The sequence below is a fragment of the Burkholderia sp. WAC0059 genome, assembly GCF_002870125.1.
Classification (GTDB): Bacteria; Pseudomonadota; Gammaproteobacteria; order Burkholderiales; family Burkholderiaceae; genus Paraburkholderia.
This window is the reverse complement of the sequence record NZ_PNEO01000003.1, coordinates 142,070-160,211: the sequence shown is the minus strand read 5'-3', so window position 1 is coordinate 160,211 and position 18,142 is coordinate 142,070. Positions and strand designations below refer to the sequence as shown.

The following is an 18,142-nucleotide window of genomic DNA, read 5'->3' as shown; positions in this document are numbered from 1 at the left end:
GAGGAAGGAACCGCTCTTGGCCCGCATCGTCCTGAAGATCGACGTCGACACGCTGCGCGGCACCCGCGAAGGCGTGCCGAATCTCGCACGCATCTTCGAGCGCTTTTCGGCGCGCGCCACGTTTCTCTTCAGCCTCGGCCCGGACCACACGGGCTGGGCGCTGCGCCGCGTGCTGCGCCCGGGCTTCCTGCGCAAGGTGTCGCGCACGTCGGTGCTCGAGCATTACGGCATCCGGCAGTTGATGTACGGCGTGCTGCTGCCGGGCCCCGACATCGGCGCGCGCGCGGCAGCCGAAATGCGCGCGATCCAGACGGCCGGCTTCGAATGCGGCATCCACACCTGGGACCACGTGTACTGGCAGGACAACGTGCGCCGCCGCCCGCGCGACTGGACGCTCGCGCAGATGCGGCGCAGCCACGAGCGTTTCGCGCAAATCTTCGGCGCGCCGCCCGTCACGCACGGCGCCGCGGGCTGGCAGATGAACGACGCGGCGTTCGGGCAGATCGACGCCTGGGGCATGCGCTTCGCCTCGGACGGCCGCGGGCGCTCGCCGTACCGGCCCATGGTCGGCGGCCGCACGCTCTCGCACGTGCAGATGCCGACCACGCTGCCCACGCTCGACGAGGTGCTCGGCGTCGACGGCGTCGACACGGACAACGTCGCCGCCTGGCTTCTGAAGCGCACCGAGAACGATCCGCGCGACCAGGTGTTCACGCTGCACGCCGAACTCGAAGGCCAGAAGCTCGCGCCCGTGTTCGAAACGCTGCTTGCCGGCTGGCGCGCGCAGGGGCACACGTTCGCCACGATGGGCGACTACCATGCGACGCTGGACCCCGAAGCCCTGCCATCGTACCCTGTTACGTGGGGTGAAATTCCCGGCCGTTCCGGCCAACTGATCGTCCAGCCCAACTGAGATATTCCGTCGCCGGGCGCGCGGCAAACCGCGCGCCCGGCCTCCCGCGCCGCCGCGGGGCTTTTCGCGCAAGCCGTTCGCGCGGGGCCCGCGGCGTCCGCGATAACAACCGGAGAACCACGTGCCCATCGCAGTAGACCAAGCCGTTCCCGATTTCACCGCCCCGGCCACGGGCGGCGACTTCACGCTGTCGAGCCTTGCGGGCAGCGCCGTCGTCCTGTACTTCTACCCGAAAGACAACACGCCGGGCTGCACGACCGAAGGCCTGCGTTTCCGCGACCTGTACCCGAAGTTCGTCAAGGCCGGCGCGCAGATCGTCGGCGTCTCGCGCGACAGCCTGCGTTCGCACGAAAACTTCAGGACCAAACTCGAGTTGCCGTTCCCGCTCGTGTCCGATGCCGACGAGGCCGTCTGCGCGCTCTTCGGCGTCATCAAAATGAAGAAAATGTACGGCAAGGAAGTGCGCGGCATCGAGCGCTCGACCTTCCTCATCGACCGCGAGGGCGTACTGCGCCGGGAATGGCGCGGCGTGCGGGTGCCGGGCCACGTCGACGAGGTGCTGGAGGCTGTACAAGCGCTTTGATGCGGGTTATATTGGGCCGCAATGATTGCCCTTTCACCTCATCGTCCGTCCCGTCGTTGTACCGGCCCCGCCGCCGGCCGCCAGATGGCCGGCGCGCAAGACCCGAGGCACAATACGACGATCGCCAGGCCGCCAGCCCCGTCAACCGGGACGGCGGCTTTTTTGTTTGTGCCGCGCCCGCCCCCGTCCGGCACGGCGTCTTGACCAAGGAGCCTATCCAAAACCAGGCGAACCGGCATTTCCCGATCTGAGCGCGCCATCGTGCCCATCGTGTGATACGCGGCGCAGGCCACGCATCGCGAGCGCACCTTACTCGACCCGATTTTCTCGAGAGACACCATGCCTTTGCCTACCCCGCCCAACAAGCTCGGCAGCCTGCTGCCGCCCGACGAATACAAGACCCGTGCCCGTCCGGCGCGCGGCGCGCGCAAGGCGGCCGCCGAAGGCGAAACCGTCGAAGTGGCCGAGTACGGCGCAGCAAACGTGGCCGAGCCGATGACGCCCGCCGCCAACGCCGCGACGACGCTGCGCCCCGTGTCGCCGTCCGCGGAGATACCCGACGAATCCCCCGCGCCCGCCACCGCCCGCAAGCGCAAGCCGACGGCCGCGCTGCTGCAGCCGCTCAGGCCGGCCTCGGCCGGGGAACCGGTCGTCGCGCGCAACGACAAACCGGCCGCCGAAAAGCCGGCGGCGGGCACGGCGGCGACGCGCGGCGCCGCGAAAAAGCGCCTTCAGTCGGGCGACGGCGTCGAGGTGCGCAAGCTGTTCGTCCTCGACACGAACGTGCTCATGCACGATCCGACTTGCCTCTTCCGCTTCGAGGAACACGACGTCTATCTGCCGATGATGACGCTCGAGGAACTCGACAATCACAAGAAGGGCATGTCCGAGGTCGCGCGCAACGCGCGTCAGGTCAGTCGCACGCTCGATTCGCTCGTCGCCGACGCGGGGCCGATCTCCGAGGGCATTTCGCTCGCGCGGCTCGGCAGCCGCGAGGCGCTCGGGCGCCTCTACTTCCAGACGCAGCTCTCGCAGATCGAGCCCGTCAACGGACTGCCGGAGGGCAAGGCCGACAACCAGATTCTCGGCGTCGTGCGCTCGCTGCAGCGCGAGCGGAGCGACCGCCAGGTAGTGCTGGTGTCGAAGGACATCAACATGCGCATCAAGGCGCATGCGCTCGGCCTGCCCGCCGAGGACTACTTCAACGACCAGGTGCTCGAGGACAAGGACCTGCTCTACTCCGGCGTTCGCGCGCTGCCCCAGGACTTCTGGACGAAGCACGCGAAGGGCATGGAAAGCTGGCAGGACACCAAGACCGGCACGACCTACTATCGCGTGACGGGACCGCTGTGCGCGTCGCTGCTCGTCAACGAGTTCGTCTACCTCGAGCCGCAGAACGGCGAGCCCGCGTTCCACGCGATCGTGCGCGAACTGAACGGCAAGACGGCGCTGCTGCAGACGCTGCGCGACTACGGCCACAACAAGAACAACGTGTGGGGCATCACGGCGCGCAACCGCGAGCAAAACTTCGCGCTGAACCTGCTGATGAATCCCGAGATCGACTTCGTCACGCTGCTCGGCCAGGCCGGCACCGGCAAGACGCTCGTCGCGCTCGCGGCGGGCCTCGCACAGGTGCTCGACGACAAGCGCTACAACGAGATCATCGTGACGCGCGCGACCGTGCCGGTCGGCGAGGACATCGGCTTTCTGCCCGGCACCGAGGAAGAGAAGATGCAGCCGTGGATGGGCGCCTTCGACGACAACCTCGAAGTCCTGCAGAAAACCGACGACGCGGCCGGCGAGTGGGGCCGCGCGGCGACCCAGGAGTTGATCCGCTCGCGGCTCAAGGTCAAGAGCATGAACTTCATGCGCGGACGCACGTTCGTCGACAAGTACCTGATCATCGACGAGGCGCAGAACCTCACGCCCAAGCAGATGAAGACGCTCGTCACGCGCGCGGGTCCGGGCACGAAGATCGTCTGCCTCGGCAACATCGCGCAGATCGACACGCCTTACCTGACCGAAGGTAGCTCGGGGCTCACCTACGTGGTCGACCGCTTCAAGGGCTGGGCGCACAGCGGCCACGTCACGCTCGCGCGCGGCGAACGCTCCCGCCTCGCCGATTACGCGTCGGAAATCCTGTAGCCGCGAGCGGCATCGGGGACGTCGCCCGATCGTCCTTTCTACGGCCGAACCGAAAACCGCATCCGTCCCCGGATGCGGTTTTTTCTTGACAATTCCGCGCGCACTCGGTGTTGCACCGTCCACGATGCGCAACACCTTCGGCCCACACTTCAAGTAATTTATCAAGTTTTCTTGCGAAAGCCCCGCCGGGCGGGCTACCATCGGCCCGTTACCTGTTCCCGGCGGGCGTGCGCGTCCGTCCCGCGAGCCCATGCGCCGACTCTGGCTTCCGCTCCTGCTCACCGTGCTGCTCGCTGCCTGCTCAAGCGCGCCGCCGCGCGTCGCTTACAACGGCGGCAGCGACCACGGGTCCATCATGGTGCCGCGCGCCTACCGGACCGTCCCGCCCGGGTTCCCCGACTTCGTCGATCACAGCATCGGACGCGAGGAAATCTCGATCGAGGCGATGGGCCTCGTCGGCATCCCCTATCGCTGGGGCGGCAACACGCCCGAGAGCGGCTTCGACTGCAGCGGCCTCGTCAAATACGTCGTCGCGCGCGCCGCCATGATCAACCTGCCGCGCACCACGTCCGAAATGCGCTACAGCGGCGTGGCGATCCAGCCCGACGAGATCGCCGCCGGCGACCTCGTATTCTTCGACACCGACGGACGCCCGTATTCGCACGTCGGCATTTACGTCGGCCAGTTGCGCTTCGTCGATGCGCCATCGACGGGCGGCACCGTGCGGCTCGACTATCTGAACAATCCGTATTGGGCGAGGCACTTCAACGGAATACGCCGCGTCGCCCCGCCGAAACGCGCGCCGTCGATACTCGATGCGCCGACTTACGAGGCGTCGGCGCCGCCATCGCCGCCACCCGGCACGGATGCCGCCGCCATTGCCACGGCGTCCGTCGCGCCATCGTCCCCCTCGCCCGCGCGTAGCGACACGCCGCCGCCGGGACAGACACCCGTCGCCGAAGCCTTGCCGCCGGACGAAGCGACGACCGTAAGCGCCGCGCCGACCGCCGTCGCGACCGACCCGTTCGAGCCGCCGCCCGACTCGATGCGTTCGGCGCAGGTGCAGGCCCGCGAGGCGGATGCCGTGTCGCCGGCCAGCGGGAACCCGGCCGCGCAAACGGCGCAGACCGCGCCGTCAACCGCCTCGTCGAGCGCGCCCGACGCCATCGACGCCGCCGCCGACGCCTACGAGCCCCCGCCTCCATCGGCTTCGGCCGCTTCGCGCCAGGCGGCCGAGGCGCAAGCCGCGCAACCGTCGCCCATCGAGCCGCTGCCGTCGCCCGCCGATGCACCGCCGCAAATCCTTCGCGCCTCGACGAGCGCACGTGAATTGCCGCCGCCCTCTTCGGGGTCGAGCAACGACGACCCGATCGCGCGCTTCGCCAACGGCAACTTCCAGGCGCCCTGAGCGCCGCTCGCGCGACGACAGCACCGAACAGCCCTGACGGCGACGCGGTTTTCGCTGTCGTCGGCGTCTGTTATCGTTTCCGCTGACTTCACGACATGAACAGCGAGGCAGCGATGGATCTCGGACTCGGCAACAAGGTGGTATTGATCACGGGCGGCAGCAAGGGCATCGGGCTCGCCTGCGCCCGCGCGTTCGCAACGGAAGGCGCGCGCGTCGCGATCGTCTCGCGCGATGCGGCCAATCTCGCGCGGGCGCGCGAACAGCTCGTGAAGGACGGGCTGCACGTACATCTGACTCGCGCCGATCTCAGCGAGCCCCACAGCGCGGCGGACGTGGTCGAGGAAGTCGCCACGGCGCTGGGTCCCATCGACGTGCTCGTGAACAGCGCCGGCGCCGCGCGCCGCTTCGACCCCGAAGCGCTCGACGCGCAGGCCTTCAGGGAAACGATGGAAGCGAAGTACTTTCCCTACGTGTACCCGCAGCAGGAAGTGCTGCGCCGGATGGTGGAGCGGGTCAAGTCCGGCAAGGCGACCGAGCCGGGCACGATCGTCAACATCATCGGGATGGGCGGCAAGGTGGCGAGCGACATCCACATCGCGGGCGGCGCGGCCAACGCCGCGCTGATGCTCGCGACCGTGGGCCTCGCGCACTATCACGCGCGCTACGGCATCCGCATCAACGCGATCAACCCGGGCGCGACGCTGACGGAGCGGCTACAGGAAGCGCTCGCGCTCGAGGCCACCCGCGACGGCGGCGATGCGGCCGCCGCGCTCGCGCGTGGCGAGGCGAAGGTGCCGCTCGGCCGCTATGCGAAACCCGAGGAAATCGCCGACGTCGCGCTCTTTCTCGCGAGCCGCCGGGCCAGCTACGTCACCGGCGCGATCGTGCCGATGGACGGCTGCGGCGCGCCGCTGATCTGACCGTATCCGACCGGGCGCGGCCTCTGAACGAGGCCGCGCGCTACATCAGCCGGTGGCCGAGCCACCAGCCCGCCGCGGCCAGCGCGGCCGAAGCGGGAATCGTCAGGATCCACGCCCACACGATATTGCCCGCCACGCCCCAGCGCACGGCGCTGAGCTTGCGGGTCGCGCCGACGCCGACGATCGCGCCCGTGATCGTGTGCGTCGTCGAAACCGGGATGCCGAGCGCCGAGGCGGTAAAAAGCGTCAGCGCGCCGCCGGCCTCGGCGCAAAAGCCGCCGACGGGCTTGAGCTTCGTGATCCTCTGCCCCATCGTGCGCACGATCCGCCAGCCGCCGAACAGCGTGCCGAGCCCCATCGACAGATAGCAGCCGCCGATCACCCAGAGCGGCGGGGCGTCCGAGCCGGCCGACGCATAGCCCGTGGCGATCAGCAGCATCCAGATGATGCCGATGGTCTTCTGCGCGTCGTTGCCGCCGTGGCCGAGACTGTAAAGGCTCGCCGAGACGAGCTGCAGCCGCCGGAAGCGGCGGTCCACGCGGCTCGGCGGCGTGCGGAAGTAAAGCCACGACACTGTGAGCATGAAGAACGAGCCGAGCACGAAACCGAGCAGCGGCGAAAGGAAGATGAACGCGACCGTTTTCATGAGGCCATCGACGTTGAGCGCGCCCCACCCCGACTTCGCGAGCGCCGCGCCGACGAGCCCGCCGATCAGCGCATGCGACGAGCTCGACGGAATGCCGTAGTACCAGGTGAGGACGTTCCAGCCGATCGCGCCGACAAGCGCGCCGAACACCACGTAGTGATCGACGATGTCGGGGTCGATCGTGCCCCGGCCGACCGTCTGCGCGACCTTCAGGTGAAAGATGAAATAGGCGACGACGTTGAAGAACGCCGCGAACGCGACGGCCTGCTGCGGCTTGAGCACGCCCGTCGAGACGACCGTGGCGATCGAGTTCGCCGCGTCGTGAAAGCCGTTCATGAAGTCGAACACCAGTGAAATGGCGACGAGCGCCACCACGATCCAGATGGCGAGCTGTATCGATTGCATCGTGCTGTCGTCCGCTCAGGCGTTTTCGAGCACGATGCCTTCGATGATGTTCGCCGCGTCCTCGCACCGGTCGGTGATCGTCTCGAGCAGCTCGTAGATGGCCTTCAGCTTGATGAGCGTCTTGACGTCGTCCTCTTCGCGAAAGAGCTTCGAGATCGCCGCGCGCAGCAGGCGGTCCGCGTCGGACTCCAGCCGGTCGATGTCCTCGCAGGCCTTCAGGATCTGGCTGGCCTGGCCCATGTCGGAGAGCATCGCGACGGCCGCCTGCACGCGCTCGGCGCAGGCCGTGCAGATGTGCGCGAGCTCGCTCGCCTCGGACGTGACGGCCTGCACGTCGTAGAGCGAGACGGCCGTGGCGACGTCCTCGACGAGGTCGAGGATGTCGTCCATCGTCGTGATCAGCTTGTGGATTTCGTCGCGATCGAGCGGCGTGATGAAGGTCTTGTGCAGCAGGTCGATCGTCTCGTGCGTCAGACGGTCGGCGGCCTTTTCGGCGACCTGGACGTTCTGCTTGTGGCGTTCGGTTTCGGCGAGATTGTCGATCAGCAGTTCGAGCTCCCGGCTCCCGTCGACGATGCACTTCGCGTGCGCATTGAATATTTCGAAAAACTTGCCCTCTCGGGGCATGAATCGACCGAACATTTGCCTTTCCGTTAATGCTTCTCGTCAAAAATCAATGGCATTGACGCCACTCCCCCTGCACCACGTCGTGCCGCACATTCCGTGCATCGCCCGGAATTTTGTGACGATTGCATGACAACCGCGATTTTATAGGAAAGCCCTCCCCAACTGCCGGCGATCGAGGGCGCCGCCGGGACGCACCCGGCCCCGACGGCGGCAATACGTCGGACGCCGCCGCCCCGGTATGCCGGGGAATATGCCGGGAATGGCCGGTGCGTACGTCCCGACGCAGGCGGCGCGCCGACGTTCGCGCGCTGCCGCCGAGGACCGCCGCTGCCCCACCGGGCGCCGGCGAACTTGCCCCATGCCCATGCCTGTACCTGCCGCGAGCGCCGCTCCGGCAGGCGCGTCACAAGGAGAATCGCCGTGAAAGCTGTCGTCTACGAAGGACCTCGCAACGTCTCGGTCAAGGAGATGCCCGACGCCAGAATCGAAAAGCCGACCGACGTACTCGTGAAGATCACCACCACCAACATCTGCGGCTCCGACCTGCACATGTACGAAGGCCGCACGAACATGGAGACCGGACGGATCCTCGGGCACGAGAACCTCGGCGTGGTCGTGGAAACCGGCTCGGCAGTCGAGCGCGTGAAGAAAGGCGACCGCGTCTGTATGCCTTTCAATATTGCCTGCGGTTTTTGCAAGAACTGCGAGAAGGGCCTGACGGGCTTCTGCCTGAGCACGAATCCCGGCACGGCGGGCGCCGCCTACGGCTTCGCGGGCATGGGGCCGTACAGCGGCGGCCAGGCGGAATACCTGCGCGTGCCGTTCGGCGACTTCAACTGCCTGCGGCTGCCGCCCGACGCCGAGGAAAAGGAAAACGATTACGTGCTGCTGTCCGACATCTTCCCGACCGGCTATCACGCAACGGTGCTCGCGGGCGTCGAGGCCGGCGACAGCGTCGCGATCTACGGCGCCGGTCCGGTCGGGCTGATGGCCGCGCTCTCCGCGCAGATCAAGGGCGCCAGCAAGATCATGGTGGTCGATACGCACGCCGACCGTCTGCGGCTCGCGGAAAAGCTCGGCGCGATCCCCGTCGACGACAGCGACGGCGAATCGGCCGAACGGATCCTCGAGCTCACCGGCGGCGAAGGCGCGGATCGCGGCTGCGAGTGCGTGGGGTATCAATGCAGTTGCCACGGCCGGGAAGTGCCGAATCTCACCATGAACAACCTCGTGAAGGCCGTGCGGCCGACCGGCGGCATCGGCGTGGTCGGCGTCTTCGTCGCCGGGGACCCCGGTTCGCCCGATGCGCTCGCGAAGGAGGGTCGCCTCGCGTTCGACTTCGGACAGCTATGGATGAAAGGCCAGCACGTCGCCACCGGCCAGGCCAACGTGAAGGCGTACAACCGCAAGCTGCGCGACCTGATCGCAGCCGACAGGGTGCGGCCGTCGCAGATCATCTCGCATGAACTGCCGCTCGCGAAAGCGGCCGACGGCTACCGGCATTTCGACGAGCGCACCGACGGCTGGACCAAAGTCGTGCTGAAGACAGCCGCATAAGGGAGAGGAGAAGCAGAGAAGAGGCGGAGAAGACCGGCGAAGCGCCGGACGGCGTTATCGGCCGGCGCTTCACGACGACTTCGGCTGCAACGATCTCGCCGGCAAACCAGGACGACCCAGGGCAACCGGACGGCCCCGGTCCGGACAACGTAGCCGCCGCACGGCGGCTTTCGGAGAAACACAACGGACTCAAGGAGCCATGAGGAAGGGCCGCGCGCGAAGCCGCGGCCCCCGCTTCCTCAGGCCGGCACCGACTCCGCCGCCGCCGAGCGAGACCAGACACGATGTCGGGACGCGGACTCGATGAAGCGCTTGAGCACCTCTTTCGACTGCGTCTCGTCGCCTTCGGCGACGCCGTCCGCATTGGCCGGCAGATGCGCCGCGGTGAGCACGTCGCGGCCGGCGCCGAGCGCGCCGAGCGCCTTCAGATGCTTGAACGCCTCGAGCACGAAATGCCGCGCGTCGCCCGACTGCGAGAGCGTCGCGCTCGCCTGTTCGCCGCCCGGCACGAATACGGCGTCGAACATGACCGACGGCATCCCGGCGATTGTCGCGTCCGGCACGATCTCGCCGATCGGCGCGAGAGACGGCGCGATGACGAGCGCCGTCGCGCCCTCCTTCGCGAACGCGTCGCGCAACTTCGCCAGTTCGCCCGCGTCGGCGCCCGGTGCGGTGAGCAGCGCGATCTTGCGCGTCTTGATGCCGGGCTTGACGCGATTGAGCAGACTCAGCGCCGGCGACGATTCCGGCTTCGGCATGCCGTGCTTGCTGCCCGGCGCCGGCTTCGGCAAACCCAATGCCCCGGCCACGCCGGCGGCCAGATCCGCGTCGATGTTCGCGAGAATCCCGTCCACGGTGCGCCGGCGAATTTCGGGTTTCGTGACCTTGCCGAGCTCGAACGAATACGCCGCGACGATGTGCGCCTTCTCCGGTTCGGACATGCTCCGGAAGAACATCGTCGCCTGCGAAAAGTGATCGGCAAACGAATCGCTGCGCACGCGGATCTTGTGACCGTCGACATGCTCCTGGTAGCTCTCGAACCCGCCGTCGGCGGGCTTCGTTTCCTTCGGCCATCCGTCGCCCACGGAATTGGGCTCGTAGGAGGCCTGCCCCACGTTGATCGTCTGGCGGTGCATCGCGTCGCGCTGGTTGTTCTGGAACGGACATACCGGCCGGTTGATCGGAATCTCGTGGAAATTCGGACCGCCCAGCCGGCTGATTTGCGTATCCGTGTACGAGAAAAGGCGTCCCTGCAGCAGCGGATCGTTCGTGAAATCGATGCCCGGCACGACATGGCCCGGATGGAACGCCACCTGCTCGGTTTCCGCGAAGAAGTTGTCGGGGTTGCGGTTCAGCGTCATCTTGCCGATCAGCTTGACCGGCACGAGTTCTTCGGGAATCAGCTTCGTCGGATCGAGCAGATCGAAGCCGAATTTGTGCTCGTCCTCTTCCTCGACGATCTGCACGCCGAACTCGTATTCCGGGTAGTCGCCGCGCGCGATCGCTTCCCACAGGTCCCGGCGGTGAAAGTCCGGGTCCTTGCCGGCGATCTTCTGCGCCTCATCCCAGACGAACGAATACGAACCGAGCACCGGACGCCAGTGCCATTTCACGAAGCGCGCCTTGCCCTGCGCGTTGACGAGGCGAAACGTGTGCACGCCGAAGCCTTCCATGGTGCGCAGGCTCTTCGGAATCGCGCGGTCGGACATTGCCCACAGCACCATGTGCGCGCTTTCCGGCACAAGCGAGACGAAGTCCCAGAACGTGTCGTGGGCCGTGCCGCCGGTCGGCATCTCGTCGGGCGCCTCGGGCTTCACGGCGTGCACGAAGTCGGGAAACTTGATCGCGTCCTGGATGAAGAACACCGGCATGTTGTTGCCGACGAGGTCGAAATTGCCCTGCTCCGTGTAGAACTTCGTCGCGAACCCGCGCACGTCGCGCACGGTGTCGGCCGAACCGCGCGGGCCCTGGACCGTCGAGAAACGCACGTAGACGGGCGTGACCTTCTTCGGGTCCTGCAAAAACGCCGCGCGCGTGAGCTCGGCCTGCGACTCGTAGACCTGGAACACGCCGTGGGCGGCCGAGCCGCGCGCATGGACGATACGCTCGGGAATGCGCTCGTGATCGAAATGCGTGATCTTCTCGCGCATGATGAAATCTTCGAGCAGCGAAGGACCGCGGGGTCCGGCCCGCAGCGTGTTCTGGTTGTCGGCGATTTTCACGCCCTGATTCGTCCGCAACGCTTCGCCGTCGGCACGGGCGCGAAACGTTTCAAGGTCCTGCGATTTCGGGTCGGCGGCCGGCTGGCCCGCATGGGATCGTTGACGATGTGTTGGCATGGCGCGCTCCTCGTTGGGGTACGCGTTGCCCGCAAGCGATGTGCCTTGCCCGCGCACGTCGCGCCAGGCCGAAGCAGGAGCCGGAAAAATCAGCGCCGGTGGATTTTTTTATTCGCCGTAGAAATTCTGCGCGCCCGCGAAGTTATCGAACTTCGTGTACTGGCCGTGGAAGGTCAGCCGCACGGGCCCGATCGGGCCGTTGCGCTGTTTGCCGATGATGACTTCGGCCGTGCCCTTGTCAGGACTGTCCGGGTTGTAGACCTCGTCGCGGTAAATGAAGAGGATCACGTCGGCGTCCTGCTCGATGGCGCCCGACTCGCGCAGGTCCGACATCACGGGCCGCTTGTTCGGCCGCTGCTCGAGGCCGCGATTGAGCTGCGAAAGCGCGATCACGGGCACGTCGAGCTCCTTGGCGAGACTCTTGAGCGAGCGCGAAATTTCCGAGATTTCCGTGGCCCGGTTCTCGCCCTGCGACGAGCCGCTCATGAGCTGCAGATAATCGACGATGATGAGCCCGAGCTTGCCGCATTGCCTCGACAGCCGGCGCGCGCGCGAGCGCAGTTCCATCGGGTTCAGGCCGCCCGTCTCGTCGATGAAAATCTGCGCCTCGCTCATTTTCTGCACCGCGTGCGTGAGCTTGGGCCAGTCCTCGTCGGTCAGGCGCCCGGTCCGCATGCGGTGCTGGTCGAGCCGGCCCACCGAGCCGAGCATCCGCATGATGAGCTGCGTGCCCGGCATTTCCATCGAGAACACGGCGACCGGCAGGCCGTACTCGACGGCCACGTATTCGCCGATGTTCATCGAGAGCGCCGTCTTGCCCATCGAGGGCCGCCCCGCGACGATGATGAGTTCGCCGCCGTGCATCCCCGAAGTCATCCGGTCGAGGTCGACGAAGCCGGTCGGCGTGCCCGTCACGTCGCTCGGGTTCTCGGTGTGATAGAGCGTGTCGATGCGCTCGACGACCTGCGTGAGCAGCGGACCGATTTCGAGGAACCCCTGGGCGCCGCGCGCGCCGTCCTCGGCGATCGAGAACACCTTCGCCTCGGCCTCGTCGAGCAGTTGGCGCACTTCCTTGCCCTGCGGGTTGAACGCGTCGGCCGAAATTTCGTCGGCCACCGAGACGAGCCGGCGCAGCACCGCGCGGTCGCGCACGATTTCGGCATAGCGGCGGATGTTCGCCGCGCTCGGCGTGTTCTGCGCGAGCGCGTTCAGATAGGCGAGCCCGCCCACGTCGTCGGCCTTGCCGGCCGTGCCGAGCGACTCGTAGACGGTGATCACGTCCGCCGGCCGCGTCCCCGCGATCAGCTTGCCGATGTGCTCGTAGATGATCCGGTGGTCGTAGCGGTAGAAATCGCCCTGCGAGAGGAAGTCGGCAATCCGGTCCCAGGCGCCGTTGTCGAGCAGCAGGCCGCCGAGCACCGACTGCTCGGCCTCGATCGAATGAGGCGGAACCTTCAGCGACTCGATTTGGGGATCGTTTGGAGCGTTCATGGAGGGCCATTATCGGGCAAATGCCGGGCGCGCGAAAGGCGCCCGACAGCGGGCGCGGCGGCGCCCGCCCAAAAAGAAAGGCAGAAACCCCTCTCGGGATTTCTGCCTTGCGTCGTCGTGCCCGCCGGGCGACCGGCGTTCAGGACACGGGCGAGAAAAAAGCCCCGTCCCGAAGAAGCTTAGACGTGCTCGCCGAGCACCGACACCGTCACGTCGACGAGGACGTCCGTGTGGAGCGAGACCTGCACCGGATGGTCGCCGACGATCTTGAGCGGACCTTCCGCCAGGCGCACCTGCGCCTTTTCCACGCCGAAGCCGAGCTTGCCCAGCGCGCCGGCGATGTCGGCATTCGTGACCGAGCCGAACAGGCGGCCGTCCACGCCGGCCTTCTGGGCGATCTGGACGGTCAGGCCGGCCAGCTTCTCGCCTTGTGCCTGCGCGGCGGCGAGCTTCTCGGCGGCGACCTTTTCGAGTTCCGCGCGGCGGACTTCGAATTCGGCGATCGCCTCCTTCGTGGCGCGGCGGGCGCGCTTTTGCGGGATCAGGAAGTTACGCGCGTAACCGTCCTTCACTTTGACGATGTCGCCGAGGTTGCCCAGATTGACGACTTTTTCCAGAAGAATGATCTGCATTCGGATACTCCTTGTAGCGTCGTCGGGTTAGGCCTTGTGCTGGTCGGTGTACGGCATCAGCGCGAGGAAGCGCGCGCGCTTGATGGCCGTGTCCAGTTGACGCTGATAGTGCGACTTGGTCCCCGTCAGACGCGCCGGCGTGATCTTGCCGTTCTCGCCGATGAAGTCCTTCAGGGTATCGATGTCCTTGTAGTCGATCTGTTCGACGCCAGCGGCCGTGAAGCGGCAAAACTTCTTGCGCTTGAAGAGCGGGTTCTGTTGCTGACGACGCTTGTCGAATTTCTTGCCAGTCGGGCGGGCCATGATCAGTCCTTTCCTATTTCTGTGATGTGAAACACCAGGGTTCTCGCGTTGCGGTTCTTTTTCGCCAGGAAGCCGGTGAAGAGCGTCTCGACGCCCATCTCGCAGCGTTCCAGCCTGCCGCTCGCCTCGCCGGCGGCTACCGCCGGCATCGTCAACTCGACCTGCCGGGCAATGCCGGCCTCGACGACTTCGGCGCGGTGCTGCAGCGTACAGCTCGCGATCGGAACGCCGGCCGGGGTGTAGCGCACCGGCTCGCGTTCGACGATGCTGGCCGTGAGTTGCAGCCTGTTCACCGGGCGCGGATTGCCGTGATCAACGTGGATGACGACGCGAAAACGACCTGATGGCTAATTCCTCAAGCCTGCGCTTCGGACGGCTGGGTCGCCGCCTTCCGGGCTTCTTCGCGCTGCACTTCCTTCATCATCGGCGACGGGCCGGTTTCGGCCTTCTTCTGCTTGACGATGAGGTGACGCAGCACGGCGTCGTTGAACTTGAACGCATGCTCCAGCTCGTCGAGCGTGGTCTGGTCGCATTCGATGTTCAGACAGACGTAGTGAGCCTTCGCGAGTTTTTCGATCATGTAGGCCAACTGGCGGCGGCCCCAGTCCTCGATGCGGTGGATCTGGCCGCCGTGCGACGTGATCGTCGACTTGTAACGCTCGATCATCGCGGGCACCTGTTCGCTCTGGTCCGGGTGCACGATGAACACGATTTCGTAATGACGCATACACACTCCTTGTGGATTAAAGCCACCCGGGCGTCTGATCCGGTGTGGCAAGTGAGAAGCCGGCGATTTTAACCCGTCCGGCGGCGCAACGCAAGGTTTTTGGCGTGCCAAACCCCAGAATCGGTTTTGTTTTCAATAACTTGGGGACTCGCCCTGGCCGGCGCGGGCGGAATTCAGTAAGTGTCGAACACGCGCTGCAGTCCGGCCGAGCCCGCGCGGCCGGCCGCGAGCGCCAGCATGAGCAGCACGCGCGCCTTCCAGGGGTTGAGCGTGCCGGCCGAGACGAAACCGAGCGCGTCGTCGGACGCGGCGCCGTTGCGCATGACGTGCCCCGATCCGGTGCGCGAGGCACGCACGACGGCGACGCCCTGCGCCACGGCGTCGACGAGCCCGCGCTCGAGCGCCGCGTGAATCGAGCCGTTGCCGGTGCCGGCCACCACGAGACCGCGCACGCCGGCGGCCACGAGCGCGTCGACCGCGATGCGCGAAACGCCCGCGTAACTCGCCACAATCTCGACGTGCGGCCAGTCCGACGGAATCAGGAATTCCGAATCGGCCGTGTGGGGGCGCGTCGCGCGCCGCTGAAACTCGATACGGGCGTCCTGCACCCAGCCGAGCGCGCCGATCTCGGGCGACTGGAACGCGTCGACGGCGGAAGTGCTCGTCTTCGTCACGTCGCGCGCGCAATGGATGCGGTTGTTGAACGCGAGCAGCACGCCCTGCCCCGCCGCAGCCGCGCTGGCCGCCACCGTCACCGCGTTGAGAAGGTTCAGCGGACCGTCCGCCGACAGCGCCGACGCCGGTCGCATCGCGGCCGTCAGCACCACGGGCTTGGCGCTCTTCACCGTCAGATGCAGCAGCCAGACCGTCTCCTCGAGCGTGTCGGTGCCGTGCGTGATCACCACGCCGTCGACGTCGTCGCGCGCGAGCAGCGCGTTCGCGCGCTGCGCGAGCGCGGTCCAGAACGCGAGCGGCATGTCCTTGCTGTCGAGGCTCGCGACCTGCTCCGCCTCGATCCGCGCGATCGCGGCCAGCCCCGGCACGGCGGTCAGCAATTGTTCCACGCCGATCACGCCGGCCCGGTAGCCAACCGTGTTCGCCGCGTCGGGCGCGGCGCCGGCGATCGTGCCGCCCGTCGCGAGCACGGCGATGCGCGGCAAGGCCGACGGCAGGTGGGTAGACGGGGAAGAAACGGTCGAGAGGGAGGCGTTCATGGCGGCGATTGTAAGCGATCCGGCCGGCTCGCCATGACGCGCGGCAAAGGCCCAACCCTGCCCGCCGCCGCGTGCCGCGAGGCGACCGCGACGCGCGAACGTCCGGTCCGCCGCCCCAGCCGCCGTCGGACGAAACTCAGACGGCTTCGCGCAACTGGCTCGCGATCTGCGCCTCGTTCAGATGCGGCGCGAACATTTCGATCAGCCGGTACGCGTACTGGCGCAGGAACGCCCCCTTGCGCAGCCCGACCCGCGTCGTACTCGCCTCGAACAGATGCTGGGTATCGAGCGCCACGAGCTCCGTGTCGCGCTTCGGATCGTAGGCCATCGCCGCGACGATGCCGACGCCCATGCCGAGCTCGACGTAGGTCTTGATGACATCGGCGTCGATCGCGGTCAGCACGACGTCGGGCAGCGCGCCCGCCTTCGCGAACGCCTGGTCGATGTGCGAGCGACCCGTGAAGTCGAGGTCGTAGGTGATGACGGGATATTCGGCCACCTCCTCGAGCGTGAGATTCGCGCGGCCCACGAGCGGGTGCGTCTTCGGCACGACGACGACGTGATGCCACGAATAGCACGGGAACGTGACGATGTCGGGATAGCGGTCGAGCGCCTCGGTCGAGATGCCGATGTCGGCCTCGCCGTTGATGATCATCTGCGCGATCTGCTGCGGGCTGCCCTGGCGCAGCGCGAGATGCACGCGCGGGAACACCTCGGTGAACTGGTGCACGACCTTCGGCAGCGCGTAGCGGGCCTGCGTGTGCGTCGTCGCGACGACGAGGTGGCCGCTGTCCTGGTCGGCGAACTGGCGCGCGACGCGGCGCAGGTTCTCCGCATCGAGCAGCATGCGCTCGATGAGCTGGTGAACGGCCTTGCCCGGCTCGGTCAGCCCGGTGAGCCGCTTGCCGCGGCGAATGAAGATGTCGACGCCGAGCTCGTCCTCCAGATCCTTGATCTGCTTCGACACGCCCGACTGCGACGTGTAGAGCACGTTCGCCACCTCGGTCAGATTCATGTTCTGCCGCACGGCTTCGCGCACGAAGCGCAATTGCTGGAAATTCATTTTGTTATATCTCCTGAACTGCCGACGGACGCCGGCCCCCCGACCTGTCTCAATGCGCGCATCAATGCGCCGGGAACACGCGCAGCGCGCGCGGCACGGCCGTCGCGCCGTCGCCGACTTCGAGGCGCAGCGCGCGCCAGGCCTCGCGGTCGAGCTGCGCCTCGAGCGTGGCGCCCTCGCGCGCCTCCAGCTCGACGCGCACCGACCCGCCGAGCGGCACGACGCGCCGCACGCCGACCACGATGCCCTCGCCCGAACCGGCCGCCTGCGTCCGCGGATAGAGCACGAGATCGTGCGGGCGCACGTAGGCGAACGCCGGCCCCTCGAACGCCGCGCTGACGGCGATCGGCTGCGCGGCGCCGTCGGCGACGAAGCCCTGGCCGGCCACGTGGCCGCTGAGCCGGTTCGCAGCGCCGAGGAACTCGTAGACGAAAGCCGTCTGCGGGTGGTCGTAGACGTCCTGCGGGCTGCCGGCCTGCTCGACGCAGCCGTGGTTCATCACGACGATGCGGTCGGCCACCTCGAGCGCTTCCTCCTGGTCGTGCGTCACGAACAGCGTCGAAATGTGCAGGTCGTCGTGCAGCCGCCGCAGCCAGCTGCGCAACTCCTTGCGCACCTTCGCGTCGAGCGCCCCGAACGGCTCGTCGAGCAGCAGCACCTTCGGCTCGACCGCAAGCGCGCGCGCGAGCGCGATGCGCTGCCGCTGGCCGCCCGAAAGCTCCGAGGGATAACGCTGCGCGAGCCAGTCGAGCTGCACGAGCTTGAGCAGCTCATGCACCTTCTCGCGGATCACGGCCTCCGGCGGCCGCTCGCCGCGCGGCTTCACGCGCAGCCCGAACGCCACGTTCTCGAACACCGTCATGTGCCTGAAGAGCGCGTAATGCTGGAACACGAAGCCGACCTGCCGCTCGCGGGCGCCGACCGAACCGACGTCCAGGCCCTGCAGCACCACCTGGCCCGCATCCGCGTACTCGAGGCCGGCGATCAGGCGCAGCAACGTCGTCTTGCCGCAGCCGGACGGGCCGAGCAGCGCGACGAGTTCGCCCGCCGGGAAGTCGAGCGACACGTTGTCGAGCGCGGTGAAGTCGCCGAAGCGCTTGTGCAGGTTGCGAACGATGATGCCCATGTGCTGCCGATCTCCCTCTTCCAGTGCGGCGGAACCGCCAGAT

Annotated in this window: 17 protein-coding genes; 6 read left to right on the top strand and 11 right to left on the bottom strand. The window is 67.1% G+C overall.

Going from position 1 to position 18,142, the window contains the following annotated elements:
• Positions 1-16: 16 nt before the first annotated feature.
• The 5 genes from CY652_RS04380 to CY652_RS04360 all read left to right on the top strand — a co-directional run bounded on the left by CY652_RS04380 (position 17) and on the right by CY652_RS04360 (position 5,969).
• The gene (locus tag CY652_RS04380) at positions 17-913 is read left to right on the top strand and encodes a polysaccharide deacetylase family protein (RefSeq protein WP_102129485.1); all 897 of its coding nucleotides are present in this window, start codon (positions 17-19) and stop codon (positions 911-913) included.
• A 121-nt stretch (positions 914-1,034) separates the two neighbouring features.
• Positions 1,035-1,496, top strand: a complete 462-nt coding sequence (locus CY652_RS04375) for a peroxiredoxin (protein WP_102129484.1) — start codon at positions 1,035-1,037, stop codon at positions 1,494-1,496.
• A gap of 339 nt (positions 1,497-1,835) precedes the next feature.
• On the top strand, positions 1,836-3,641 hold the full coding sequence (locus CY652_RS04370) for a PhoH family protein (RefSeq protein WP_102129483.1): 1,806 nt from the start codon (positions 1,836-1,838) through the stop codon (positions 3,639-3,641).
• A gap of 250 nt (positions 3,642-3,891) precedes the next feature.
• Positions 3,892-5,049 (top strand): NlpC/P60 family protein, encoded by a 1,158-nt coding sequence (locus CY652_RS04365; protein ID WP_102129482.1) that lies wholly within the window; start codon positions 3,892-3,894, stop codon positions 5,047-5,049.
• 113 nt (positions 5,050-5,162) lie between these two features.
• Complete coding sequence (locus CY652_RS04360; RefSeq protein WP_102129624.1) at positions 5,163-5,969, top strand: SDR family NAD(P)-dependent oxidoreductase; 807 nt, start codon at positions 5,163-5,165, stop codon at positions 5,967-5,969.
• A gap of 40 nt (positions 5,970-6,009) precedes the next feature.
• Here CY652_RS04360 and CY652_RS04355 read toward each other — a convergent pair whose 3' ends face one another.
• Positions 6,010-7,020, bottom strand: coding sequence for an inorganic phosphate transporter (locus tag CY652_RS04355; RefSeq protein ID WP_102129481.1), 1,011 nt, complete (start codon positions 7,018-7,020; stop codon positions 6,010-6,012).
• A 15-nt stretch (positions 7,021-7,035) separates the two neighbouring features.
• Positions 7,036-7,662, bottom strand: coding sequence for a DUF47 domain-containing protein (locus CY652_RS04350; RefSeq protein ID WP_102129480.1), 627 nt, complete (start codon positions 7,660-7,662; stop codon positions 7,036-7,038).
• Between the two features lie 405 nt (positions 7,663-8,067).
• Here CY652_RS04350 and CY652_RS04345 point away from each other — a divergent pair, with 405 nt between their 5' ends.
• Positions 8,068-9,204, top strand: a complete 1,137-nt coding sequence (locus CY652_RS04345; protein ID WP_102129479.1) for a glutathione-independent formaldehyde dehydrogenase — start codon at positions 8,068-8,070, stop codon at positions 9,202-9,204.
• Positions 9,205-9,443: 239 nt separating this feature from the next.
• Here the strand turns inward: CY652_RS04345 and katE are convergent, their stop codons facing one another.
• The 9 genes from katE to CY652_RS04300 form a co-directional block, all read right to left on the bottom strand.
• Positions 9,444-11,543, bottom strand: a complete 2,100-nt coding sequence (gene katE / locus CY652_RS04340) for a catalase HPII (RefSeq protein WP_102129623.1) — start codon at positions 11,541-11,543, stop codon at positions 9,444-9,446.
• Between the two features lie 108 nt (positions 11,544-11,651).
• A complete protein-coding gene (locus CY652_RS04335; RefSeq protein WP_102129478.1) occupies positions 11,652-13,034 on the bottom strand; it encodes a replicative DNA helicase in 1,383 nt (460 codons plus the stop codon).
• A 179-nt stretch (positions 13,035-13,213) separates the two neighbouring features.
• Positions 13,214-13,666 (bottom strand): 50S ribosomal protein L9, encoded by a 453-nt coding sequence (gene rplI, locus CY652_RS04330; protein WP_102129477.1) that lies wholly within the window; start codon positions 13,664-13,666, stop codon positions 13,214-13,216.
• A gap of 27 nt (positions 13,667-13,693) precedes the next feature.
• A complete protein-coding gene (gene rpsR / locus CY652_RS04325) occupies positions 13,694-13,969 on the bottom strand; it encodes a 30S ribosomal protein S18 (RefSeq protein WP_102129476.1) in 276 nt (91 codons plus the stop codon).
• 2 nt (positions 13,970-13,971) lie between these two features.
• Positions 13,972-14,262, bottom strand: coding sequence for a primosomal replication protein N (gene priB / locus CY652_RS04320; protein ID WP_102129475.1), 291 nt, complete (start codon positions 14,260-14,262; stop codon positions 13,972-13,974).
• A 62-nt stretch (positions 14,263-14,324) separates the two neighbouring features.
• Positions 14,325-14,696: a 30S ribosomal protein S6 gene (gene rpsF, locus CY652_RS04315; RefSeq protein WP_102129474.1), complete on the bottom strand. Its 372-nt coding sequence runs from the start codon at positions 14,694-14,696 to the stop codon at positions 14,325-14,327.
• 173 nt (positions 14,697-14,869) lie between these two features.
• Positions 14,870-15,910 carry an asparaginase gene (locus tag CY652_RS04310; protein WP_102129473.1) on the bottom strand — a complete coding sequence of 347 codons (1,041 nt, stop codon included), beginning with the start codon at positions 15,908-15,910 and terminating at the stop codon, positions 14,870-14,872.
• A 136-nt stretch (positions 15,911-16,046) separates the two neighbouring features.
• A complete protein-coding gene (locus CY652_RS04305) occupies positions 16,047-16,973 on the bottom strand; it encodes a CysB family HTH-type transcriptional regulator (protein ID WP_102129472.1) in 927 nt (308 codons plus the stop codon).
• A gap of 61 nt (positions 16,974-17,034) precedes the next feature.
• Complete coding sequence (locus CY652_RS04300; RefSeq protein WP_102129471.1) at positions 17,035-18,099, bottom strand: sulfate/molybdate ABC transporter ATP-binding protein; 1,065 nt, start codon at positions 18,097-18,099, stop codon at positions 17,035-17,037.
• Between the last annotated feature and the right edge of the window lie 43 nt (positions 18,100-18,142).

Excerpts from the sequence above, each read along its gene's own strand:
- CY652_RS04370 (WP_102129483.1), top strand. The coding sequence starts at position 1,836 with ATGCCTTTGCCTACCCCGCCCAACAAGCTCGGCAGCCTGCTGCCGCCC.
- CY652_RS04365 (WP_102129482.1), top strand. The coding sequence starts at position 3,892 with ATGCGCCGACTCTGGCTTCCGCTCCTGCTCACCGTGCTGCTCGCTGCC.
- CY652_RS04360 (WP_102129624.1), top strand. The coding sequence starts at position 5,163 with ATGGATCTCGGACTCGGCAACAAGGTGGTATTGATCACGGGCGGCAGC.
- CY652_RS04355 (WP_102129481.1), bottom strand. The coding sequence starts at position 7,020 with ATGCAATCGATACAGCTCGCCATCTGGATCGTGGTGGCGCTCGTCGCC.
- CY652_RS04350 (WP_102129480.1), bottom strand. The coding sequence starts at position 7,662 with ATGTTCGGTCGATTCATGCCCCGAGAGGGCAAGTTTTTCGAAATATTC.
- katE (WP_102129623.1), bottom strand. The coding sequence starts at position 11,543 with ATGCCAACACATCGTCAACGATCCCATGCGGGCCAGCCGGCCGCCGAC.
- CY652_RS04335 (WP_102129478.1), bottom strand. The coding sequence starts at position 13,034 with ATGAACGCTCCAAACGATCCCCAAATCGAGTCGCTGAAGGTTCCGCCT.
- rplI (WP_102129477.1), bottom strand. The coding sequence starts at position 13,666 with ATGCAGATCATTCTTCTGGAAAAAGTCGTCAATCTGGGCAACCTCGGC.
- rpsR (WP_102129476.1), bottom strand. The coding sequence starts at position 13,969 with ATGGCCCGCCCGACTGGCAAGAAATTCGACAAGCGTCGTCAGCAACAG.
- rpsF (WP_102129474.1), bottom strand. The coding sequence starts at position 14,696 with ATGCGTCATTACGAAATCGTGTTCATCGTGCACCCGGACCAGAGCGAA.
- CY652_RS04310 (WP_102129473.1), bottom strand. The coding sequence starts at position 15,910 with ATGAACGCCTCCCTCTCGACCGTTTCTTCCCCGTCTACCCACCTGCCG.
- CY652_RS04305 (WP_102129472.1), bottom strand. The coding sequence starts at position 16,973 with ATGAATTTCCAGCAATTGCGCTTCGTGCGCGAAGCCGTGCGGCAGAAC.
- CY652_RS04300 (WP_102129471.1), bottom strand. The coding sequence starts at position 18,099 with ATGGGCATCATCGTTCGCAACCTGCACAAGCGCTTCGGCGACTTCACC.